This window comes from Sideroxyarcus emersonii (assembly GCF_021654335.1).
In the GTDB taxonomy this organism is placed as follows: Bacteria; Pseudomonadota; Gammaproteobacteria; order Burkholderiales; family Gallionellaceae; genus Sideroxyarcus; species Sideroxyarcus emersonii.
On the sequence record NZ_AP023423.1, the window covers coordinates 962,208 to 980,303 of the forward strand.

18 protein-coding genes are annotated in these 18,096 nt (G+C 61.1%); 12 read left to right on the forward strand and 6 right to left on the reverse strand.

The genetic code is table 11. From position 1 onward, the window contains the following. Nucleotides 1–43: 43 nt before the first annotated feature. Together cysN and L6418_RS04760 are read left to right on the forward strand one after the other, a co-directional pair. Nucleotides 44–1,342: a sulfate adenylyltransferase subunit CysN gene (cysN, locus tag L6418_RS04755; RefSeq protein ID WP_237248328.1), complete on the forward strand. Its 1,299-nt coding sequence runs from the start codon at nt 44–46 to the stop codon at nt 1,340–1,342. A gap of 148 nt (nt 1,343–1,490) precedes the next feature. Continuing rightward, entirely contained in the window at nt 1,491–2,426 is a 936-nt protein-coding gene (locus L6418_RS04760) for a CobD/CbiB family protein (RefSeq protein WP_237248329.1), read from the forward strand. 40 nt (nt 2,427–2,466) lie between these two features. Here L6418_RS04760 and rsgA read toward each other — a convergent pair whose 3' ends face one another. From rsgA to L6418_RS04780, 4 genes are read right to left on the reverse strand one after another with little or no spacing between them, the layout of a single operon-like run. Continuing rightward, nucleotides 2,467–3,336, reverse strand: a complete 870-nt coding sequence (gene rsgA / locus L6418_RS04765) for a ribosome small subunit-dependent GTPase A (RefSeq protein ID WP_237248330.1) — start codon at nt 3,334–3,336, stop codon at nt 2,467–2,469. Beyond that, on the reverse strand, nt 3,333–3,671 hold the full coding sequence (locus L6418_RS04770) for a 4a-hydroxytetrahydrobiopterin dehydratase (RefSeq protein WP_237248331.1): 339 nt from the start codon (nt 3,669–3,671) through the stop codon (nt 3,333–3,335). The genes rsgA and L6418_RS04770 overlap by 4 nt, the downstream gene beginning before the upstream one ends. Before the next feature lie 7 nt (nt 3,672–3,678). After that, the gene (locus L6418_RS04775) at nt 3,679–3,984 is read right to left on the reverse strand and encodes a cytochrome c (protein ID WP_237248332.1); all 306 of its coding nucleotides are present in this window, start codon (nt 3,982–3,984) and stop codon (nt 3,679–3,681) included. Then, complete coding sequence (locus tag L6418_RS04780; protein ID WP_237248333.1) at nt 3,981–5,237, reverse strand: M48 family metallopeptidase; 1,257 nt, start codon at nt 5,235–5,237, stop codon at nt 3,981–3,983. The genes L6418_RS04775 and L6418_RS04780 overlap by 4 nt, the downstream gene beginning before the upstream one ends. Before the next feature lie 69 nt (nt 5,238–5,306). Here L6418_RS04780 and orn point away from each other — a divergent pair, with 69 nt between their 5' ends. From orn to L6418_RS04795, 3 genes are all read left to right on the forward strand, one after another. Beyond that, a complete protein-coding gene (gene orn, locus L6418_RS04785) occupies nt 5,307–5,852 on the forward strand; it encodes an oligoribonuclease (RefSeq protein ID WP_237248334.1) in 546 nt (181 codons plus the stop codon). 45 nt (nt 5,853–5,897) lie between these two features. Beyond that, nucleotides 5,898–7,592, forward strand: a complete 1,695-nt coding sequence (locus L6418_RS04790; RefSeq protein WP_237248335.1) for a diguanylate cyclase domain-containing protein — start codon at nt 5,898–5,900, stop codon at nt 7,590–7,592. 95 nt (nt 7,593–7,687) lie between these two features. After that, nucleotides 7,688–8,410 (forward strand): flagellar brake protein, encoded by a 723-nt coding sequence (locus tag L6418_RS04795; RefSeq protein ID WP_237248336.1) that lies wholly within the window; start codon nt 7,688–7,690, stop codon nt 8,408–8,410. Here the strand turns inward: L6418_RS04795 and hemH are convergent. Then, a complete protein-coding gene (hemH, locus tag L6418_RS04800; RefSeq protein WP_237248703.1) occupies nt 8,397–9,500 on the reverse strand; it encodes a ferrochelatase in 1,104 nt (367 codons plus the stop codon). The genes L6418_RS04795 and hemH overlap by 14 nt on opposite strands. Before the next feature lie 7 nt (nt 9,501–9,507). After that, on the reverse strand, nt 9,508–10,527 hold the full coding sequence (gene hrcA / locus L6418_RS04805; RefSeq protein ID WP_237248337.1) for a heat-inducible transcriptional repressor HrcA: 1,020 nt from the start codon (nt 10,525–10,527) through the stop codon (nt 9,508–9,510). A 61-nt stretch (nt 10,528–10,588) separates the two neighbouring features. On the opposite strand from hrcA, the gene L6418_RS04810 reads away from it, so the two are divergent. The 7 genes from L6418_RS04810 (at nt 10,589) to L6418_RS04840 (ending at nt 17,968) form a co-directional block, all read left to right on the forward strand. Beyond that, the gene (locus tag L6418_RS04810; protein ID WP_237248338.1) at nt 10,589–11,461 is read left to right on the forward strand and encodes an NAD kinase; all 873 of its coding nucleotides are present in this window, start codon (nt 10,589–10,591) and stop codon (nt 11,459–11,461) included. Next, complete coding sequence (gene recN / locus L6418_RS04815) at nt 11,462–13,123, forward strand: DNA repair protein RecN (protein WP_237248339.1); 1,662 nt, start codon at nt 11,462–11,464, stop codon at nt 13,121–13,123. Nucleotides 13,124–13,174: 51 nt separating this feature from the next. Next, the gene (locus L6418_RS04820) at nt 13,175–13,543 is read left to right on the forward strand and encodes an outer membrane protein assembly factor BamE (RefSeq protein ID WP_237248340.1); all 369 of its coding nucleotides are present in this window, start codon (nt 13,175–13,177) and stop codon (nt 13,541–13,543) included. Beyond that, nucleotides 13,530–14,333, forward strand: coding sequence for a 4-hydroxy-tetrahydrodipicolinate reductase (gene dapB, locus L6418_RS04825; RefSeq protein ID WP_237248341.1), 804 nt, complete (start codon nt 13,530–13,532; stop codon nt 14,331–14,333). Before L6418_RS04820 ends, dapB begins: the two co-directional genes overlap by 14 nt. Nucleotides 14,334–14,344: 11 nt before the next feature. Continuing rightward, nucleotides 14,345–14,905 (forward strand): hypothetical protein, encoded by a 561-nt coding sequence (locus L6418_RS04830; protein ID WP_237248342.1) that lies wholly within the window; start codon nt 14,345–14,347, stop codon nt 14,903–14,905. A gap of 119 nt (nt 14,906–15,024) precedes the next feature. Next, nucleotides 15,025–15,783: an MBL fold metallo-hydrolase gene (locus tag L6418_RS04835; RefSeq protein WP_237248343.1), complete on the forward strand. Its 759-nt coding sequence runs from the start codon at nt 15,025–15,027 to the stop codon at nt 15,781–15,783. Nucleotide 15,784: 1 nt separating this feature from the next. Then, entirely contained in the window at nt 15,785–17,968 is a 2,184-nt protein-coding gene (locus L6418_RS04840) for a bifunctional diguanylate cyclase/phosphodiesterase (RefSeq protein ID WP_237248344.1), read from the forward strand. Nucleotides 17,969–18,096: the final 128 nt, after the last annotated feature.

Here is an 18,096-nt window from a genome sequence, read left to right on the forward strand (position 1 = left end):
CCTGCGCCGGAATGACGAGACGGAAAAGATTTAGGGGGCAATCATGAGCAATACCACACAATTACTCCGTTTCATCACCGCCGGCTCCGTCGACGACGGCAAGAGCACGCTGATCGGCCGCCTGCTGCACGACTCGAAGTCCATCTTCGAAGACCAGTTCTCGGCTATCGCCAGGACCAGCGAGAAGCGCGGCATGGCAGCGGTCGACCTCTCGCTGCTCACCGACGGACTGCAGGCCGAGCGCGAACAGGGCATCACCATCGACGTGGCCTACCGCTACTTCGCCACGCCCCGGCGCAAGTTCATCATCGGCGATACGCCGGGACATGAGCAGTACACGCGCAACATGGTGACCGCGGCCTCCACCGCCAATCTCGCCATCATCCTGATCGACGCGCGCAAGGGCGTTCTGACGCAGACGCGCCGCCACTCATATCTGGCCAGCCTGCTGGGGGTGCCGCATGTGGTGCTGGCGGTGAACAAGATGGACATGGTGGGCTACTCGCAGGCGCGCTTTGACCAGATCGTGGCCGAATACAGGGCGTTCGCCGCACAACTGGGATTGCACGACGTGCACTGCATCCCGCTGTCCGCGCTGAACGGCGACATGGTGGTGGATCGCGGCGGCCGGCTGGACTGGTACCTCGGCCCGACCCTGCTGGAACTGCTGGAGACGGTCGAGATCGACCACGATGTGAACACCAGCGATTTTCGTTTCCCGGTGCAGTGGGTCTGCCGCCCGCAGACCGAGGAGCATCACGATTTCCGCGGTTTTGCCGGGCGCGTCGAAGCGGGCGAAGTGTCGGTGGGCGACGAGGTGACCGTGCTGCCCTCCGGCCGCACCACGACGGTCAAGGAGATCGTCACCTATGACGGCAATCTGCAGACCGCCTTTGCACCGCAGTCGGTGACCATCACCCTGGCGGACGAGATCGATATTTCGCGCGGCGACATGCTGGTGAAGAGGGACGGCACGACACGGTGCGCGAATGCGACGGATGCGGGAGTGCCGTCCGCCCATCCGCCCAGGGTGGAGAAGGAGATTGAGGCCATGTTGTGCTGGCTGTCGGAATCGCCGCTGGACAGGAACCGCAAGTACCTGGTCAAGCACACCACGCGTACGGCGAAATGCCTGTTCTCGCGCCTGGATTTCCGGGTAGACGTGAACACGCTGGAGCAGCATGCGGCCGACAGGCTGAACATGAACGACATCGCGCGCGTGGCGATCAAGACCCAGCAGCCGCTGGTGTTCGACAGCTACGGGATAGACCGGGCGACCGGCAGCTTCATCGTCATCGACGAGGCGAGCAATAACACGGTAGCGGCCGGCATGATCGCGTAGCGGGTTTTTGCAGGGTTCGTTTGCGGCGCGACATCCGGCCCGGGCCGGGTGTCGCGCCAAAGTTGCACTTGCATCAGGCTCGGGTCGTCCATTGCGTATGCCTGTGGTATCTTTCCCGCTGTCCGAGTTTGATAGCCACGTAGAAGCCATGAGCCTGCTTTCACTGATCACCGCGCTGTTGCTGGAGCAACTGCACCCCCTGTCTTCCCGCAAATACCTGTACGTGTGGCTCTCCGGCTATGTCGAGTTCTTCCAGCGCAACTTCAATGCCGGCCAGCTGAAGCAGGGGCGGATCGCATGGATGCTGGCCATCGGGGGGCCGCTGGTGCTGGTCATTGCGGTGCACTTCCTGCTGCTGCACGCGCATCCGATCTTCGCGTGGGCGTTCAGCGTGCTGGTGCTCTATCTCACCATGGGATTCCGCCAGTTCAGCCACTACTACACCGATATCCATCAGGCGCTGCGCGACAGGCAGCTGGACCGGGCGCGCGAGCTGCTGGGTGAGTGGCTGGGAAAATCCTGCAGCGACCTGAGCCACGAAGAGGTGGCGCGCGTCACCATCGAGCAGGCCTTGCTGTGTACGCATCGCAATGTCTTCGGCGTGGTGTTCTGGTTTGTGGTCCTCATGATGCTGGGGCTGGGGCCGGTCGGGGCCATTCTGTACCGGCTGGCCTTGTTTCTGAACAACCGCTGGGGCACGCAGGACGAGGCCGAGTTCGGCGCGTTCGGCCAGTTCGCCCGGCAAGCCTACCACTTCATGGAATGGCTGCCATTGCGCTTCACTGCGGCCACTTTCGCCATCGTCGGCAACTTCGAAGACACCATCTACTGCTGGCGTACCCAGGCCGAGAGCTGGCTGGACCCGGAAGCCGGCATCATCCTGGCCAGCGGCGCCGGTGCACTGGGCGTGAAGCTGGGCCAGACCATCGTGCAGGACCAGCAGCCCGTGTTCCGTGCGGAGCTGGGGGTGGGCGACGAGGCCGATGCCGATTTCATGCAAAGCGCCATCGGCCTGGTATGGCGTGCGCTGGTGTTCTGGCTTTTCATGCTGTTGCTGCTGACCGTGGCGAACCTGCTGGGCTGACGCAAACGTCATTCCCGGATCCGGGCAGGTGTCGAACTGTTCACTGCCCCGGCAGGGCGATCTGCTGGAACAACTTCAATCTCCTTGCGTCGATCTTGCCGGCTTCGGCTGCCTTGCGTACCGCGCAATCCGGTTCGTGCGAGTGGCTGCAATTGGCGAAGCGGCAGTGGCCGAGATAGGGCCGGAATTCTGGGAAGCCTTTTTCCAGCGCGGCGAAGTCCAGGTGATGCAGGCCGAACAGTTGCACGCCGGGGCAGTCGATGAGGTGGCTGTGCGCATCCAGGTGATACAGCTGCGCATGCGTTGTGGTGTGCTTGCCGGAATCGAGCACGGTGGAGATCTCGCGCGTGGCTGCTTTTGCCTCGGGGATGAGCGCGTTGATGAGCGTGGATTTGCCCATGCCGGATTGTCCCACCAGCACGCTGGTATGGCCATGCAGGTAGGGCAGCAGCGGGGCTGCGTCCTGTCTGGCGGCGAGTTCCAGCACGCGGTAGCCGGCGGCGCCATAGGGGGCAAGCTGGGCGCGCGCCGCCGCGACGTTCGGCAGGTCGCATTTGTTCAGTACGATCAGGATGTCCAGGTTTTGTTCTTGCCCGGCGAGCAGGCAGCGGGTCAGCAGCTCGTCGTTGAACGAGGGCTCGGTGGCGACGACGACGACGAGCTGGGTGACATTGGCCGCGATGATCTTCTGCTTGTAGGCATCGGAGCGGTAGAGCAGGCTGCTGCGCGGCGAAATGCTTTCGATGACGCCCTGGCCGCTGCCGGTGGCTGCCACTTCGACCGTGTCGCCGCAGGCGACCTCGCTCTTCTTGCCGCGCGGCACGCATTCCATGATCTCGCCGCCCGGCAGTTCCGCCAGATAGTGGCGTCCATGGGCGGCGATGACCAGCCCCCGTCGCTGGTCGCTCAAAGCTTGAACAGCGCGTCGACTTTCGCGGCGCAGATGAAGTCGTTCTCGGACAGGCCACCGATGGCATGGGTGGAATATTCCACGCGACACTTGCTGTAGCCGACCGTCATGTCCGGATGGTGATCCTCGCGGTGCGTCATCCAGGCCACCGCGTTGACGAAGGCGAGCACCTGGTAGTAGTTCTTGAACTCGAAGGTCTTGCCGATACGCTGGCCGGTCAATTCCCAGCCGTCGAGCTGCCGCAGCAGATCCTTCGCCTCATCCTGGCTCAGCGGCGGTACGCTGCCTTCGCAAGGTTTGCATTGCTTGTTGGTCAAATCGCAGACGGTAGCCATGGCGACCTCACTTGAAGTGGTAGTAGTTCTGGTTCAGATAGCTGGCAAGATCCTGTTCGTCCTGGGCGGAAAGGTTGGCGCCGACGACGCCGGAACAGAACTTGATGCGCGGTACGAGCTGGCTCGCCTCGCGCACGATGCGTTCGGGACGGGTGAAGATGGCGCTGCCGTCTCCGCCCACCTTGCCTTTGTGGCAGCTGTCGCACTCGTATCTGGCGAACAGTTTCTTGCCGCTGGCAGGATTGCCGGTGGCGAACGGGTCGGCATGTGCGGTACCGGCGACCAAGGCCAGCAGGAACAGGTATTTCTTCATTTGTGTGCTCCAAGTTGTTGCAGATGCGCAATGCGTATCGGCGCGGGGGGGTGCGATTCGTAGAAGATAGCGTACAACGAATCGGGGGTCAGTGTCTTGGCATTGTCCTGGTACAGCTTGACCAGCGCATTGACAAGTTCTTTGGCATCGGTCTGCTGTGCGGCATAAGCATCCGCCTCGAACTCGTGTTTGCGCGAATAGGCCGAGGTGATGGGATGCAGCAGGAAGGTGAATGTCGGCAGCACCATGAAGAACAGCAACAATGCGAGCGCGGTGGATTCGCCGGCGATGCCCAGCCCCTGGTAGAACCAGGGGGCATGCAGCAGCTGCGCCAGCAGCCAGAGGAAGCCCAGGCTGACGGCGAAGCTGATGAGGATGCGCTTGACCACATGGCGATGCCTGAAATGCCCCAGTTCGTGTGCCAGCACGGCATCGATCTCGCCCGGCGAGAGGCGCTGCAGCAGCGTGTCGAAAAATACGATGCGCTTGGTCTTGCCGAAGCCGGTGAAGTAGGCGTTGCCGTGGGTGCTGCGCTTGCTGCCGTCCATCACGAACAGGCCGCTGGCGGCGAAGCCGCATTTCTTGAGCAGCGCTTCGATGCGCGCTTTTTCGGCCTCATCCTGCAGCGGCTCGAAGTCGTTGAACAACGGGGCGATATAGGTGGGATAAATGAACAGGACCAGCAGGTTGAACGCCACCCATACGCCCCATACGTACAGCCACCACGGATCGCCCATGCGTTCCATCAGCCACAGTACGCCGAGCAGCAGCGGCAGGCCGAGCACGGCGCCGAGCAGCACGCCTTTGAGCGCATCGAGCAGGTAGAGCCTGAGCGTCATCTTGTTGAAACCGAAGCGGGCCTCGATGCCGAAGGTGCGGTACAGGTCGATCGGCGCTTCCAGCAGTGTCTGCAGCAGCAGCACCGAGACGATCAGGGCGGTGCCTTGCAGCAGGGGGCCGCTGAGGGTGCCGGACACCCAGGTGTGGAGCCATTGGATGCCGCCGCCCAGGGTGAAGGCGAACAGCACCAGCGTTTCGAACAGGACGGAGAGCATGTCGAGGTGCACCATGGCACGAGTGTAGTCGGCCGCCTTCTGGTGTGCGGCGAGGTCGACCTTGCCGTGGAAGGCGGCGGGGACTTCTGCGCGATGTGCGGCGACATGGCCGAGCTGACGGTAGGCCAGCCAGAATTTGAGCGCGACATTCGCGGCGAGGGCGAACACGAACAGGGCGGTGAATTGGGTTGCGGTCATGGTCGTTGGATAGAGCAGCGCGGCTGTGCGACAATGCGCCGGACTTCGAATAAATAACTGCGGTGGATTATGGCACAAAATCAAAACAACCTCGTCTGGATAGACATGGAGATGACAGGGCTTTCTCCGGATACGGATCGCATCATCGAAGTGGCACTGGTGGTGACCGACAGCGACCTGAATACCGTCGCCGAAGCCCCTGTGCTGGTGGTGCACCAGCCCGACAGCGTGCTCGACGGCATGGATAACTGGAACAAGTCGACGCATGGCAAATCCGGCCTCATCGACAAGGTCAAGGCCTCTACGCTGGACGATGCGATGGTGGAGGCGCAGATGCTGGCGTTCCTGCAGGAGCATGTGCCGACGCGCACCTCGCCGATGTGCGGCAATTCCATCTGCCAGGATCGCCGCTTCCTCGCGCGCTGGATGCCGAAGCTGGAGGATTATTTCCACTACCGCAACCTGGACGTCAGCACGCTGAAAGAACTGGCGAAACGCTGGAAACCGGAAGTGGCGAACGGGATCAAGAAGCACGGCAAGCACGAGGCGCTGGCGGACATCTACGAATCCATCGCGGAAATGAAACATTATCGCGAGCATTTCATCAGGCTGTAACGATAATAAGCCCGCCGGCATGGACTGGATGGGCGCGGGGGAGCGATGAACGTACTCAGGAAGGGCTGGCGCGCAACGGGCGTGCAGGGAAAGCTGCACATCCTGATCCAGGGCGTACTGATGATCCTCTTCTTCGTCCTGCTGGAACAGGCGACCGACCGTTTCGAGAAGCAGATCGAACGTTCTGCCGAATCCCGCGCCCAGGATACGGCGGACGGGCTGATCAACGGCATGAACATGCTCATGCTGACCGGGCAGATATCCAACCCGGATAACCGGAAATTACTGTTGAGCAAGATGTCGCAATTGCGCGGCGTGGCCGAATTGCGCATCATTCGCGGACGCGCGGTCATCGAGCAGTTCGGTCCCGGTCTGCCGACAGAGGCGGCAATCGACGAGATGGACCGGGAGGTCCTGAATACCGGCAAGACCCTGTTCCGCAAGATGGAAAACCGGAATGGGCATCCGGCGTTGCGGGTGATGGTGCCTTTCATCGCCCAGAAGAACTTCCGCGGCACGAATTGCCTTGCCTGCCATCACACGCCCGATGGCGGCGTCAATGGGGCGGCCAGTGTGACCATCGACCTTTCCGAAGAGGAATCGCAGCTTGCCGAGATCAAGGTGTGGCTATGGGCCGGCCTCGTTGTAATGCAGCTGCTGCTCCTGGTGATCATCTCCATGTTCGTGCGTGTCGTCATCGTGCGCAACATCACCCGTCCCATCAAGCGCCTGCAGGCCGCGATGGCGGAGATACGGAGCGACATGGACCTGTCCAGGCGTGCCGATGTGGGGGAGAACAATCCCGACATCGGCGAAATGGCACAGAATTTCAATCGCCTTGTCGAAAAGCTGGAACATGCCAACGAACGTCTGCAGTTGTTCGTCAAGATGTTCGACAATAGCAGCGAGGCCATCCTCATCACGGATGCGCAGCGGAGGATCGTTGCGGTGAATCCCGCATTCTGCAAGATCACCGAATATGCGGAAGAAGAGGTCCTTGGCAGGAATCCGCGGATATTGAGTTCGGGACGCCAGGATGCGAAGTTCTACGAATCGATGTGGAATACCATCAATGAAACCGGATTGTGGCAGGGGGAGATATGGAACCGGCGCAAAAGCGGCGAGCTTTATCCGGAATGGCTGTCCATCGGCACGGTGAAGAGTGCGCAGAACGAGACCATCAACTACATTGCCCTGTTTTCGGACATCACCAGGCGCAAGGAGGCGGAGGCACGCATAGAGCATCTGGCGCACTACGATTCGCTCACGCATCTGCCCAATCGGGCGTTGTTCGCAGAACGTCTCAAGCATGCGCTGGTGACCGGTGTCCGCAATAAAAAGAAGACGGGCCTGCTATTCCTCGATCTGGATAAATTCAAGTTCGTGAACGACACGATGGGGCATCTGGCCGGGGATCTGCTGTTGCAGTCGGTCGCCCGTCGCTTGCAGTCCTGCGTGCGCGAATCCGATACGATCTGCCGCCAGGGCGGCGACGAATTCATGATCCTGTTGCCCGAGATCGGCATGGCGGAAGATGCCGAGAAGGTCGCGCGCAAGATCGTCGCCGCGATGGGACAGCCGCACCAGATCGAGGGCCGGGAGCTGGTCATCACATTCAGCATCGGCATCAGCATCTGTCCGGACGATGCGTCCGACGACGAAACCATGATCAGGCATGCCGACGATGCCATGTATGCGGCCAAGGAAAGCGGCAGGAACAATTACAGGTTCTTTGCCTAGTATAATTCCATCCGGGAAATGCTGGCGGCTGAGGCATGGATGCGGACGGCATGCAATGTTGTCCCGGAATGGATGAATTTGATCGGCAAGTGAAGATGACGCATCAGGCAGAAAACCCCGAATTCGCCATACATAATCGCAAGGAGATCGTGTTCGTCCTGGAAGACCTGGCGAAACACCGTACGCCCGTCAATCTCGATACCCCCGAGGGGGTGGGGCTGGTGACTTCTGTCCTGGGTGTCAACTCGGAAGGAAACCACGTCTATATGGACATCAGTCCGGACGACAGGATCAACGAGCGGATCACGCACAGCAAATATGTGTCTTTTGTCACGCAGACGGGCGTCAAGGTCCGCTGGCATGCGACGCATCTGCATCTCGTTGAGTTGCAGGATGGCAATGCATTCTCCATGCATGTCCCGGCAGTGATCGAGCGCATCCAGCGCCGGGAATATTTCAGGTTAAGCACCCCTCAGGGCAGCAAGGCGCTCATTTGCAGGATACCGAACGGCGACGGGGCCATCGAGGCCAACATCGTGGACATGAGCCTGGGCGGGATCGGGATATCTGTCAGGGGCGGGCCGTACGAGGTCTTTGCGCCAGATGCGCTGCTGGAAGGATGCAGTGTCGAGCTTCCGGTGATCGGCGTTGTTCCAATGAATTTGCGCGTGCGCGGGATCTGGACATCGATCAAGACCAAGAGCGGCGAGCAGGTGCATCGCCTGGGGCTGGAATTCGAAGGCCTGAGCCGGGCGGCGGCCAACGTCATCCAGCGCTACCTGATCCAGCTCGAAGCTGAAAAGATCAATTTGACCTGATCTGTTGCCTGGCTTGCAGGTCGAGTGCACGCAATCTGCTCTGCTCCAGTTCGGCCGCATCCGGCTCGATTAGCCAGCCTTGCAGGTTGTCCATCACCAGCTCGGTCAGCGCCCGCATCCAGGCGTCGCTCTCGTTCAGGCAGGGGATGTAGTGGTATTCGCCCCCGCCGGCATGCAGGAAATCCTCTTTGCCTTCCAGGGCGATCTCTTCCAGGGTCTCCAGGCAATCGGCGACGAAACCGGGACAGACCACATCCACCCGCCGGATTTTCGAGGCGCCCCATTCTTTCAGCGTGGCCGTGGTATAGGGCTTGAGCCATTCCGCCTTGCCGAAGCGGGACTGGAAACTGATTGCGTATTGCTCCGGCGTGAGTCCCAGCTCCTGCGCCAGCAGGCGGCCGGTCTTGTGGCATTCGCAATGGTACGGGTCGCCCTTGTCCAGCGTGAATTGCGGCAGGCCGTGGAAACTCATCAGCAGCTTTTCCGGGCGTCCGTGCTTCATCCAGTATGCATTGATGTTGCCTGCCAGCGCGTTGATGTAGCCGGGGCGGTCGTGGAAGTTCCTGATGGTGCGCAAGGCCGGGGCGTTGCGCATCAGCTTCAGTGCATCGAATACCACGTCGTTCGCAGTGGCCGTCGTGCTGGCGGCGTATTGCGGATACATCGGCACCACCAGGATGCGCTGACAGTTCTGCCGCTTGAGTTTGTCCAGCACGCTGGGGATGGAAGGGTTGCCGTAACGCATGGCGAACTCGACCACCAGCGGCGCTTGGGTGCGCTGGCCAAGGTAGCCCTGCAGCAGGGCGGCCTGTTTTTCGGTGTGGACGCGGAGCGGAGAGCCTTCTTTCATCCATACCGTCGCATACTTGGCTGCGGATTTCCTGGGGCGGGTGTTGAGGATGATGCCGTTGAGGATGAGCCACCAGATCGGCCTGGGGATCTCCACTACGCGCGGGTCGCTGAGGAATTCCTTGAGGTAGCTACGGACCGCCTGCGGTGTGGGTGCGTCCGGGGTGCCGAGGTTGACCAGCAGGATGCCGGTTTTTTGCGGTGTGCCGTGGGTATGGGTGGGTTCCGTGTGGTAGCGCATCATCGATTCAGTGTTGTGAGAGGGCGTTGCTGAGCAGTTTTGCCGTGATATCCACGATGGGGACGACTCGCTCATAGTTCATGCGCTTGGGGCCGACCACGGCGAGCGTGCCGACGATCTGCCCGTCGGCCGTGTAGGGGGCGCTCACCACGCTGCATTCGTCCAGGCCGGCCAGGCCGGATTCGTTGCCGACGAATATGTGGACTCCCTGCGCATGGCGGCCGGCATCCAGCAATTGCAACAATTCGGTCTTTTTTTCGAACACATTGAACAGGTTGCGCAACTGGTTCATGTTCGCGGCAAGGTCGTTGATGTGCAGCAGGTTGCGTTCGCCGCTGATCACGTAATCCTCGTTCTTGCGCGCGATGGCTTCGTCGCTGACTGCCATCGCAGCGCTCATCAGTGCGGTCATGTCGTGCTGCAACTGGCGCAACTCGTTCTGCACCCGCTGGTGGATGTCGCCGAAGGCGAGATCGGCATAGTGCTGGCTGAGGAAGTTGCCGGCTTCGGTGAGCTGCGCCTGGCTGTAATCCTTGTGCGTCACCAGCACGCGGTTCTCCACCTCGCCGTCGGGCATGACAATGATCAGCAGCACGCGCTTTTCGGACAGGCGCAGGAACTCGATCTGGCGCACGGTGATGCTGGCGCGCTTGGGCGTGGCAACGACACCGGCGAAGCGGGTGAGGTCGGAGAGCAGGTTGGAGGCTTGCGTCAGCAGGCGGGTCGGGCTGCTCGGTTGCAGCTGGCTTTCCAGCTGCTGTACGCGAGCCTCGGACAGGGGCTGCACCACCATCAGCTTGTCGATGAACAGGCGGTAACCCAATGCAGTGGGTACGCGACCGGCAGAAGTGTGCGGGCTGGCGACCAGGCCCATCGTTTCGAGGTCGGCCATCACGTTGCGTATGGTGGCCGGGCTGACTTCCAGGCCGGAGAACTGCTGCAAGGCGCGCGAGCCGACCGGCTGGCCATCGCTGATGTAGCGTTCCACCAGAGTCTTGAGCAATATCTGTGCGCGGTCGTTCAACATGGCGCGTATTCTACCATTGCTGCTTTGTCATTAAATCGCGCCTATGGTTTAATCCGCCATCATGAAATCCCAATTCCAGACCGTCGCGCTGATCGGCAAATACAAATCGCCGCAGATTGCCGAACCTTTGCTCAAGCTGGCCGATTTTCTGGCGCACATGGGGTTGAACGTGCTGGTGGATAGCCTGACCGCGGAGCATATCGAGCATCATTCCTATGGCGTGCTGACGCTCGCGGAAATGAACGGCAAGGTCGATCTGGCGATCGTGCTGGGCGGCGACGGGACCCTGCTCGACGTCGCTCGCACGCTGGCGCCGTTCGGCATCCCGCTGGTCGGGGTCAACCAGGGGCGCCTGGGGTTCCTGACCGACATTTCCATCGACACCATGCAGCGCACCATATCCGGCATGCTGCGCGGCGAGTTCGTCACCGAGAAACGCATGCTGCTGAGCGCCTCCGTCATGCGCGAGGAGAAGCACATGTTCGATTCGCTCGCTTTCAATGACGTGGTCATACATCGCGGCAACAACAGCAGCATGCTGGAATGCGAAGTGCGCATCGACGACGAATATCTCTACAACCAGCGTGCCGACGGCCTGATCGTGACCACACCGACCGGTTCCACCGCATACGCGCTGTCCGCCGGCGGCCCCATCCTGCATCCCTCGCTCGACCTGATCGCGCTGGTGCCGGTTGCCCCGCACACCCTGAGCAACCGCCCGATCGTATTGAAGAGCGATTCGGTGCTGAAGATATCGATGCATCGGGCGACCGATGCGCGCGTGCGCTTTGACGGGCATACGCACTTCGATCTCAACTGCCACGACCAGGTGGTCGTATCGCGATACATCGAGCCTGTCCACCTGCTGCACCCGGTAGGGCACAGCTATTACCGCACTCTGCGCGAGAAACTGCTCTGGAACCAGACGTTATAAATGCTCAACCATCTCATCATCCGCGATTTCGTCATCGTTGACTCGCTCGAACTCGATTTCCCCCCCGGTTTTACGGCGCTGACCGGCGAGACCGGGGCAGGCAAGTCCATCCTGATCGACGCCCTGTCACTGGCGCTCGGGGAACGGGGCGATGCGGGCATGGTGCGGGCGGGGTGCGAGCGTGCCGAGATTGCCGCGGAGTTCGATGTGTCCGGCATGCCATTGCTGCAGGCCTGGCTGCGCGAACAGGAACTGGACGGCGACGAAGGCTCGTGCTTGTTGCGCCGCACGCTGGATGCCGCCGGACGTTCGCGCGGTTTCATCAACGGGCGCAGCGCCACGCTGCAGCAATTGCGCGAAGCGGGCGAGATGCTGCTGGATATCCATGGCCAGCACGCGCACCAATCGCTGCTGCGCGCCGACGCGCAGCGCGATCTGCTGGACAGTCATGCGGGGCTGGGCAAGTTGGCCGAAGAGGTAGCTGCTGCTTTCAAAGCATGGCAGGCATTGCATCGCCGCCGTCTGCAGCTGGAGCAGAACGCCGAAGCAGTCGCGGCCGAACGTGAACTGCTGTCGTTCCAGCGGCGCGAACTGGAAACGCTGAATTTTACCGTCACCGAATGGGAGGCGCTGCAAGCGGAGCATGCGCGGCTGTCGCATGCAGCGAGCCTGCTGGAGACGGCGCAGTTTGGCGTGGAGGTGCTGTCGGAATCCGACACGGCGTGCCTGGCCCAGCTGAATGCATTGACCTCGCGCTTGCGCGGCGGACTGGAATTCGATGCCGGGCTGCAGGACACGCTGACCATGCTGGAGAGTGCGCAGAACGAATTGCAGGAAGCGGTGTATGCGCTGCGCCATTACCAGCAAAAGCTGGATGCAGACCCGCAACGCCTGCAGCAGCAGGAACAGCGCATGGCGGACGTGGTCGAGGCTGCACGCAAATACCGCGTGCCGGCGGAGCAGTTGCCGGAGGCGCTGGCAAGGATCGCTGCTCGCCTGGACGAGCTCGGCGGCAGCGCCGACCTGGCCGAACTGGCCAGGCAGGACGAAGCCGCGCGCAATCAATACCTGCGAGTGGCGGCGAAACTGAGCGAAGCGCGCATCGCGGCGGCACAAATCCTTTCCGGGGAGATCTCGGCCGCCATGCAAACGCTGGCGATGCAGGGCGGGCAGTTTTCCGTGGCCTTGCTGCCATTGAACGAAGGCAATGCCCAGGGCCTGGAAATGGTGGAATTCCAGGTGGCGGCCAACCAGGGGACGCCCTTGCGCAGCCTGGCCAAGGTCGCTTCCGGCGGCGAACTCTCGCGCATCAGCCTGGCGATCCAGGTTGCGGCCAGTCGTGCGGCAACCGTGCCGACATTGATCTTCGATGAAGTGGACAGCGGCATCGGCGGGCGCGTGGCGGAGATCGTCGGCGGTCTGCTGAAGCAACTGGGCAGGCGCCACCAGGTCATGTGCGTCACGCATCTGCCGCAGGTGGCGGCCCAGGCCGATGCGCAATGGCAGGTGAGCAAGGCGGCGCATGCGGGGAAGACGTTGAGCAGCATCCGTGTATTGAGCGAGCCGGAGCGCATCGAAGAGATCGCGCGCATGCTGGGCGGGGTGAAGATCACGGAAACCACGCGCAAGCATGCGGCCGAGCTTCTCGGCGCTCCCGCTTGAGGTATCATGCCGCCCTCTAAATATGTAAGCCAGATCGAAATCAGAGCCCACATGCGTATCCATATCGTTCTTGTTTCCGTGCTGCTCGCCTCGTGCAGTTCCGGTTCCCTGCCCAAGTTGACGCCCTACAAGGTCGAGATACGGCAGGGCAACCTCATCACTCAGGAGATGCGGGCCAAGCTCAAGCCCGGCATGACTCAGTCGCAGGTGAAGGCGCTGCTGGGCGCACCACTGATCGCCGACGTCTACCATGCCAATCGCTGGGATTATTACTACAGCCTCCGGCAGGGGGGCGAAGTGACGGAAAAGCAGCGCCTGACCCTGTATTTTGACAAGGATCTGCTGACGCGCATCGACGATGTCACTCCGCTGGAATCCTCCGATGCGGCCAAGAAGGAGGTCGATCATGGGAAAGATTAGGGTTGCCATCGCCGGCAGTGGCGGGCGCATGGGCAAGGTGTTGCTGGAGTGCGTGGCGCAGGCCGACGATTTGCTGCTGCATGCCGCACTGGAGCATGGCGGCAGTGCATTGCTGAAGCAGGATGCTGCCGTGCTTGGCGGCACGTCGGGAATCCCGATCACGGCAGATGCCGAGCAGGCGCTGCAAGGTGCCGATGTGCTGATCGATTTCACCCGGCCGGAAGGCACTCTGCACCACCTGGAGATCTGCCGCAGACACGGCGTCAATATGGTGATCGGCACCACCGGCCTGAATGCGCAGCAAAAGGCCCAGCTGGGCGCGGCTGCCCAGGATATCGGCATCGTGTTCGCGCCCAATATGAGCGTCGGCGTGAACCTGGTGTTCAAGTTGCTGGAGACCGCCTCGCGCGTGCTGGCCAATGGCTACGACATCGAGGTCATCGAAGCGCACCATCGACATAAGGTCGATGCACCCTCCGGTACCGCGCTGGGCATGGGGGAGGTGATCGCCAGGACATTGGGACGCGACCTTGAAAAATGCGCAGTGTATGGCCGCGAAGGCGTCACCGGCGAGCGCGATCCGTCCACGATCGGGTTTGCCACCGTCCGCGGCGGAGATATCGTCGGCGATCATACGGTGCTGTATGCGGGCATCGGCGAACGTATCGAGATCACCCATAAAGCGAGCAGCCGCGCCACCTTTGCGCTGGGCGCCTTGCGTGCGGCCCGCTTCCTCCAGACTAACGGGGCCGGCCTGTACGACATGCAGGACGTACTTGATCTGAAATAAAAGGATGCGTCATGGAAAAAGACAAATTGCCGGCTGCCGGCTGGGATTGGGTGGGGCGTTATGTGGCTGTGATCGTGCTGTCGCTCATCCTTGCGACAGCGCTCGGCAATATGGACTTGTTCGTGAAGACCACGATAGAAGGCAAACTGAACGCTTCCCACATCGTCGAGTTCCTGGGGTATGGCATGGCACTGGCGGCGTTCTGGGTGCTCGGGCAGCGCGCCACCATGGCCGTGCAACGGCATGAAGGGAAATGGTCGTTCATGCAGCATCTGATCCTGCCGGCGGTGAGTCTGGTTGCCGTCGCACTGGCCTACTCGGTCATGCTCCTGCTGCTCAAACCGCTGATGGACACTGCGTTGCACAATATCTACAACTGGATATTCATCGTCGCCATCCTCGGGTGCGCGGGCTGGCTGGTCATGGCAGTGCTGAATCAGTCTGCGTCGCTGACCGCATTGTTCACCGAGCGCAGATCGGCGGAGCCGGCTCGCACTTGTGCCGGTTGCGGCGCGAGCTGCGAGGAGGCGGACAAGTTCTGCAAACGGTGTGGCGCGGCGTTGGGCGGATAGTTCGCTGCCAGGGTTGGGAGAGTCCGGCGCGTGTGGAGCAGATTGAGAACGGGTTGCAAGAGGATGTGAGAAGTTCGAAATAGACCGCGAATACAAGCGGCATTCAAATAGGGGGAAGTATGCGCAACATCGTGCTGTTCGGTAGCGAGGATCACAATTTCATCCTGTTGAACGAGAGCGAGCCGGGGGAGGAAGGCGGCGTACGTTCCAATCAATACCTGATCCAGCATGGGGATGCCGGGGTGATGCTGGACCCGGGTGGATTCGGCGTGATGCCGCGCGTGCTGGCCGAGTTGCTGCGCTACCTCTCGCCCACCCAGTTGAAGGGGATCGTGCTTTCGCACCAGGATCCGGATATCGTCGGCGGGCTGGCGACCTGGCTGGAACTGACCGGGGCGCCGGTCTATGTTTCCGAGATATGGCTGCGTTTCCTGCCCCACTATGGCATCAAGGGCATGAGCCGGTTCGTGGGCGTGCCGGATCGGGGCATGGATTGGGAAGTCGGCCCCGGGTTTGAACTGAAACTGGTTCCTGCGCACTTCCTGCATTCGGAAGGACAGATCAACGTTTACGACCCGGCATCGAAGATATTGTTCAGCGGCGATATCGGTGCGGCCATGCTGCCGATGGACAAGGATTATGTCTTCGTGGACGATTTTGCCGCGCACCTGCGTTACATCGAAGGTTTTCATCGCCGCTACATGTGTTCCAACCGGGCAGCGCGCATCTGGGTGGAGCGTGTCTCCAGGCTGGATATCGACATGATCGCGCCACAGCACGGTCCCGTCTATCGCGGCAAGGCGGTGAAGGAGTTCCTGGCCTGGTTCAAGGAGCTGCAATGTGGCGTCGACCTGATGACCGGTGACGGGCAGGTCTGACATGCTGCCCATCTTTTCCGTGGTGCCCCAGAACCTCGAAGGGATGCGCCAGCAGGTGCTGGAGCGTTTCGCTGCACTGATCGAAAACCAGACGCGCACCCAGCTGTTCGCGGAAAACATCGGTGCGCTGGTGCACGACGTCAATGCCGAGATCAATGCGGGACATGCGCAAAGCATCCAGCTGCTGGACAAGATCGACATCAGCCAGGCGGATCGCGATGCGATCCAGTCGCGCCTGCGCAGCGACATGGCGCTGGCCGGGCGGCTGGACAAGACCCTGGAACTGCTGCTGGGCGAGCGGCGGCGGCAATGGGACGTGAATGACGAGCACCTGAGGCGGGTAATGCTCGACTTCAACAGGACGGCGGAGAATCTCGCCGGCACGCTGGTGGAGAAGGATCTGCTGGAACGGCAGAGCCATGTGCTGGAAAACATCATCATTTCGCACGAGAAGGTGTCGCAGTGGCGCCTGTTCGTTCAGGAGATCCTGTCCAGCTTCCATTCCATCTTCCCGTTCAACTTCTTCTTCATCGCTTTTGCCGAAGAGCATGGCTTGTCGCTCTACCTGTATTTCCTGGGGGAGTATTCGCATGAAGTGAAAGAATCCGTACGCGGCAAACTCATGCGCGAGATGCTTGCCAAACTGGGCTTGCCGGAAGACACGCTGATCGACACCGAGGAATTCGAGATGCCGGCGCATGCCAAGGTGGATTCGCTGAGCGATATCGACCTCATCACCGTGCGCGTGCCGGAACTCGACGCGCTCAATCTGGCCGGTGTGCTGGGTGTGGCATACGGCTCGCTGCAGAAACTGACGGCCCAGGAGGCCAGCGTCATTCGTTCCATCCTCGCCGTGATGGTGATGGTGGTCGGTTCCAGCAAGGCGCTGAGCAAGACGCTTGCCGAACTGGAGTATTACTCCACGCACGATCCGCTGACCGGCTTGCACAACCGGCGTCATTTCAACGAGATGCTGGAATACGAGATCGACCGTTCGGAGCGGCACCGGCACGAATTTTCCATCCTGATGCTGGACCTGGACGATTTCAAGGATATCAACGATACCTATGGCCATCCGTGCGGCGACGCCACCCTGCGGGCGGTGTCCGAAATCGTGCGCGGCACCATGCGCAAGGGCGACCTCACCACGCGTATCGGCGGCGACGAATTCGCCATCATCCTCACCGAGACCAGCCAGGATGGCGCGCGCGAGGTGGCGGAAAAATTGCGGATGGCCTTGCGCGACCACAAGTTCGAAGCGCCCAACGGCAAGACATTCCACATCACTACGTCGATCGGCTTGATCGCCTATCCCAAGGATGCGCAGAACATCTCCGACCTGATGGCCGGGGTCGATATCGGCTTGTATCGCGCCAAGTCCATCGGCAAGGACAGCGTATGCTCGGTGGAGCAGGTCGAGGACAAGATACAGACGGGCCGTCACGTGCGCGACCATGCCGAAAAGCTGCGCGAGGCCTTGCACAAGGGGTATATCCAGCCTTACTTCCAGCCCATCCTGGATTGCAAGAGCGGGGAGATCTTTGCCTTTGAAGCGCTGGCGCGGCTGGTCGAGCCGAACGGGGAAACCATTTCCGCCGGTGCCTTCATCGAGACCATCGAGAAGTACGGCATGGGACGCGAGCTGGATCGCGTGATGATCCGGAAGTCGCTGGAAACCCTGAAGGTGCACATCACCGGCAACGGCGCCCCGCGCAAGCTGTTCATCAACCTGTCGTCGCAGGAGATACAGGGGAGGGGCGTGCTGGGGTACGCCGACAATTTGTGCCAGGAACTGGGCATCCCTCCGCAGAACATCGTGTTCGAATTGCTGGAGCGCGATGCCATCGGCGACATGACCCATATGCGCAAGTTCCTGACGGAATTGCGCCGTAGCGGCTTCTCATTCGCCCTGGACGATTTCGGCAGCGGCTACAACTCCTTCCACTACTTGCGCGAACTGCATTTCGAATTCGTCAAGCTGGATGGGGATTTCGTTCGCAACATCCTGGTTTCCAGGATCGATCACGCGCTGGTGAAGAACCTCAGCTGCATGTGCCGCGATCTGGGCATGATGATGGTGGCGGAGTTCGTCGAGTCGCAAGAGGTCATGACCGCATTGCGGGAGATGGGGGTGAACTACGCGCAAGGCTTCCACCTCGGTGTGCCCACGCCGAGGATCCTGTAGTCGCCGCACGGATGCTGTGGAGGGCCTGATGGTGCGGTCGATTTGATGGGATAGCCGGTTTCGGCTATAATGCGCGGCAATCCAAAAGCGGGATGAACCACGGTTCGTCCCGCTTCTTTATGTCCAGT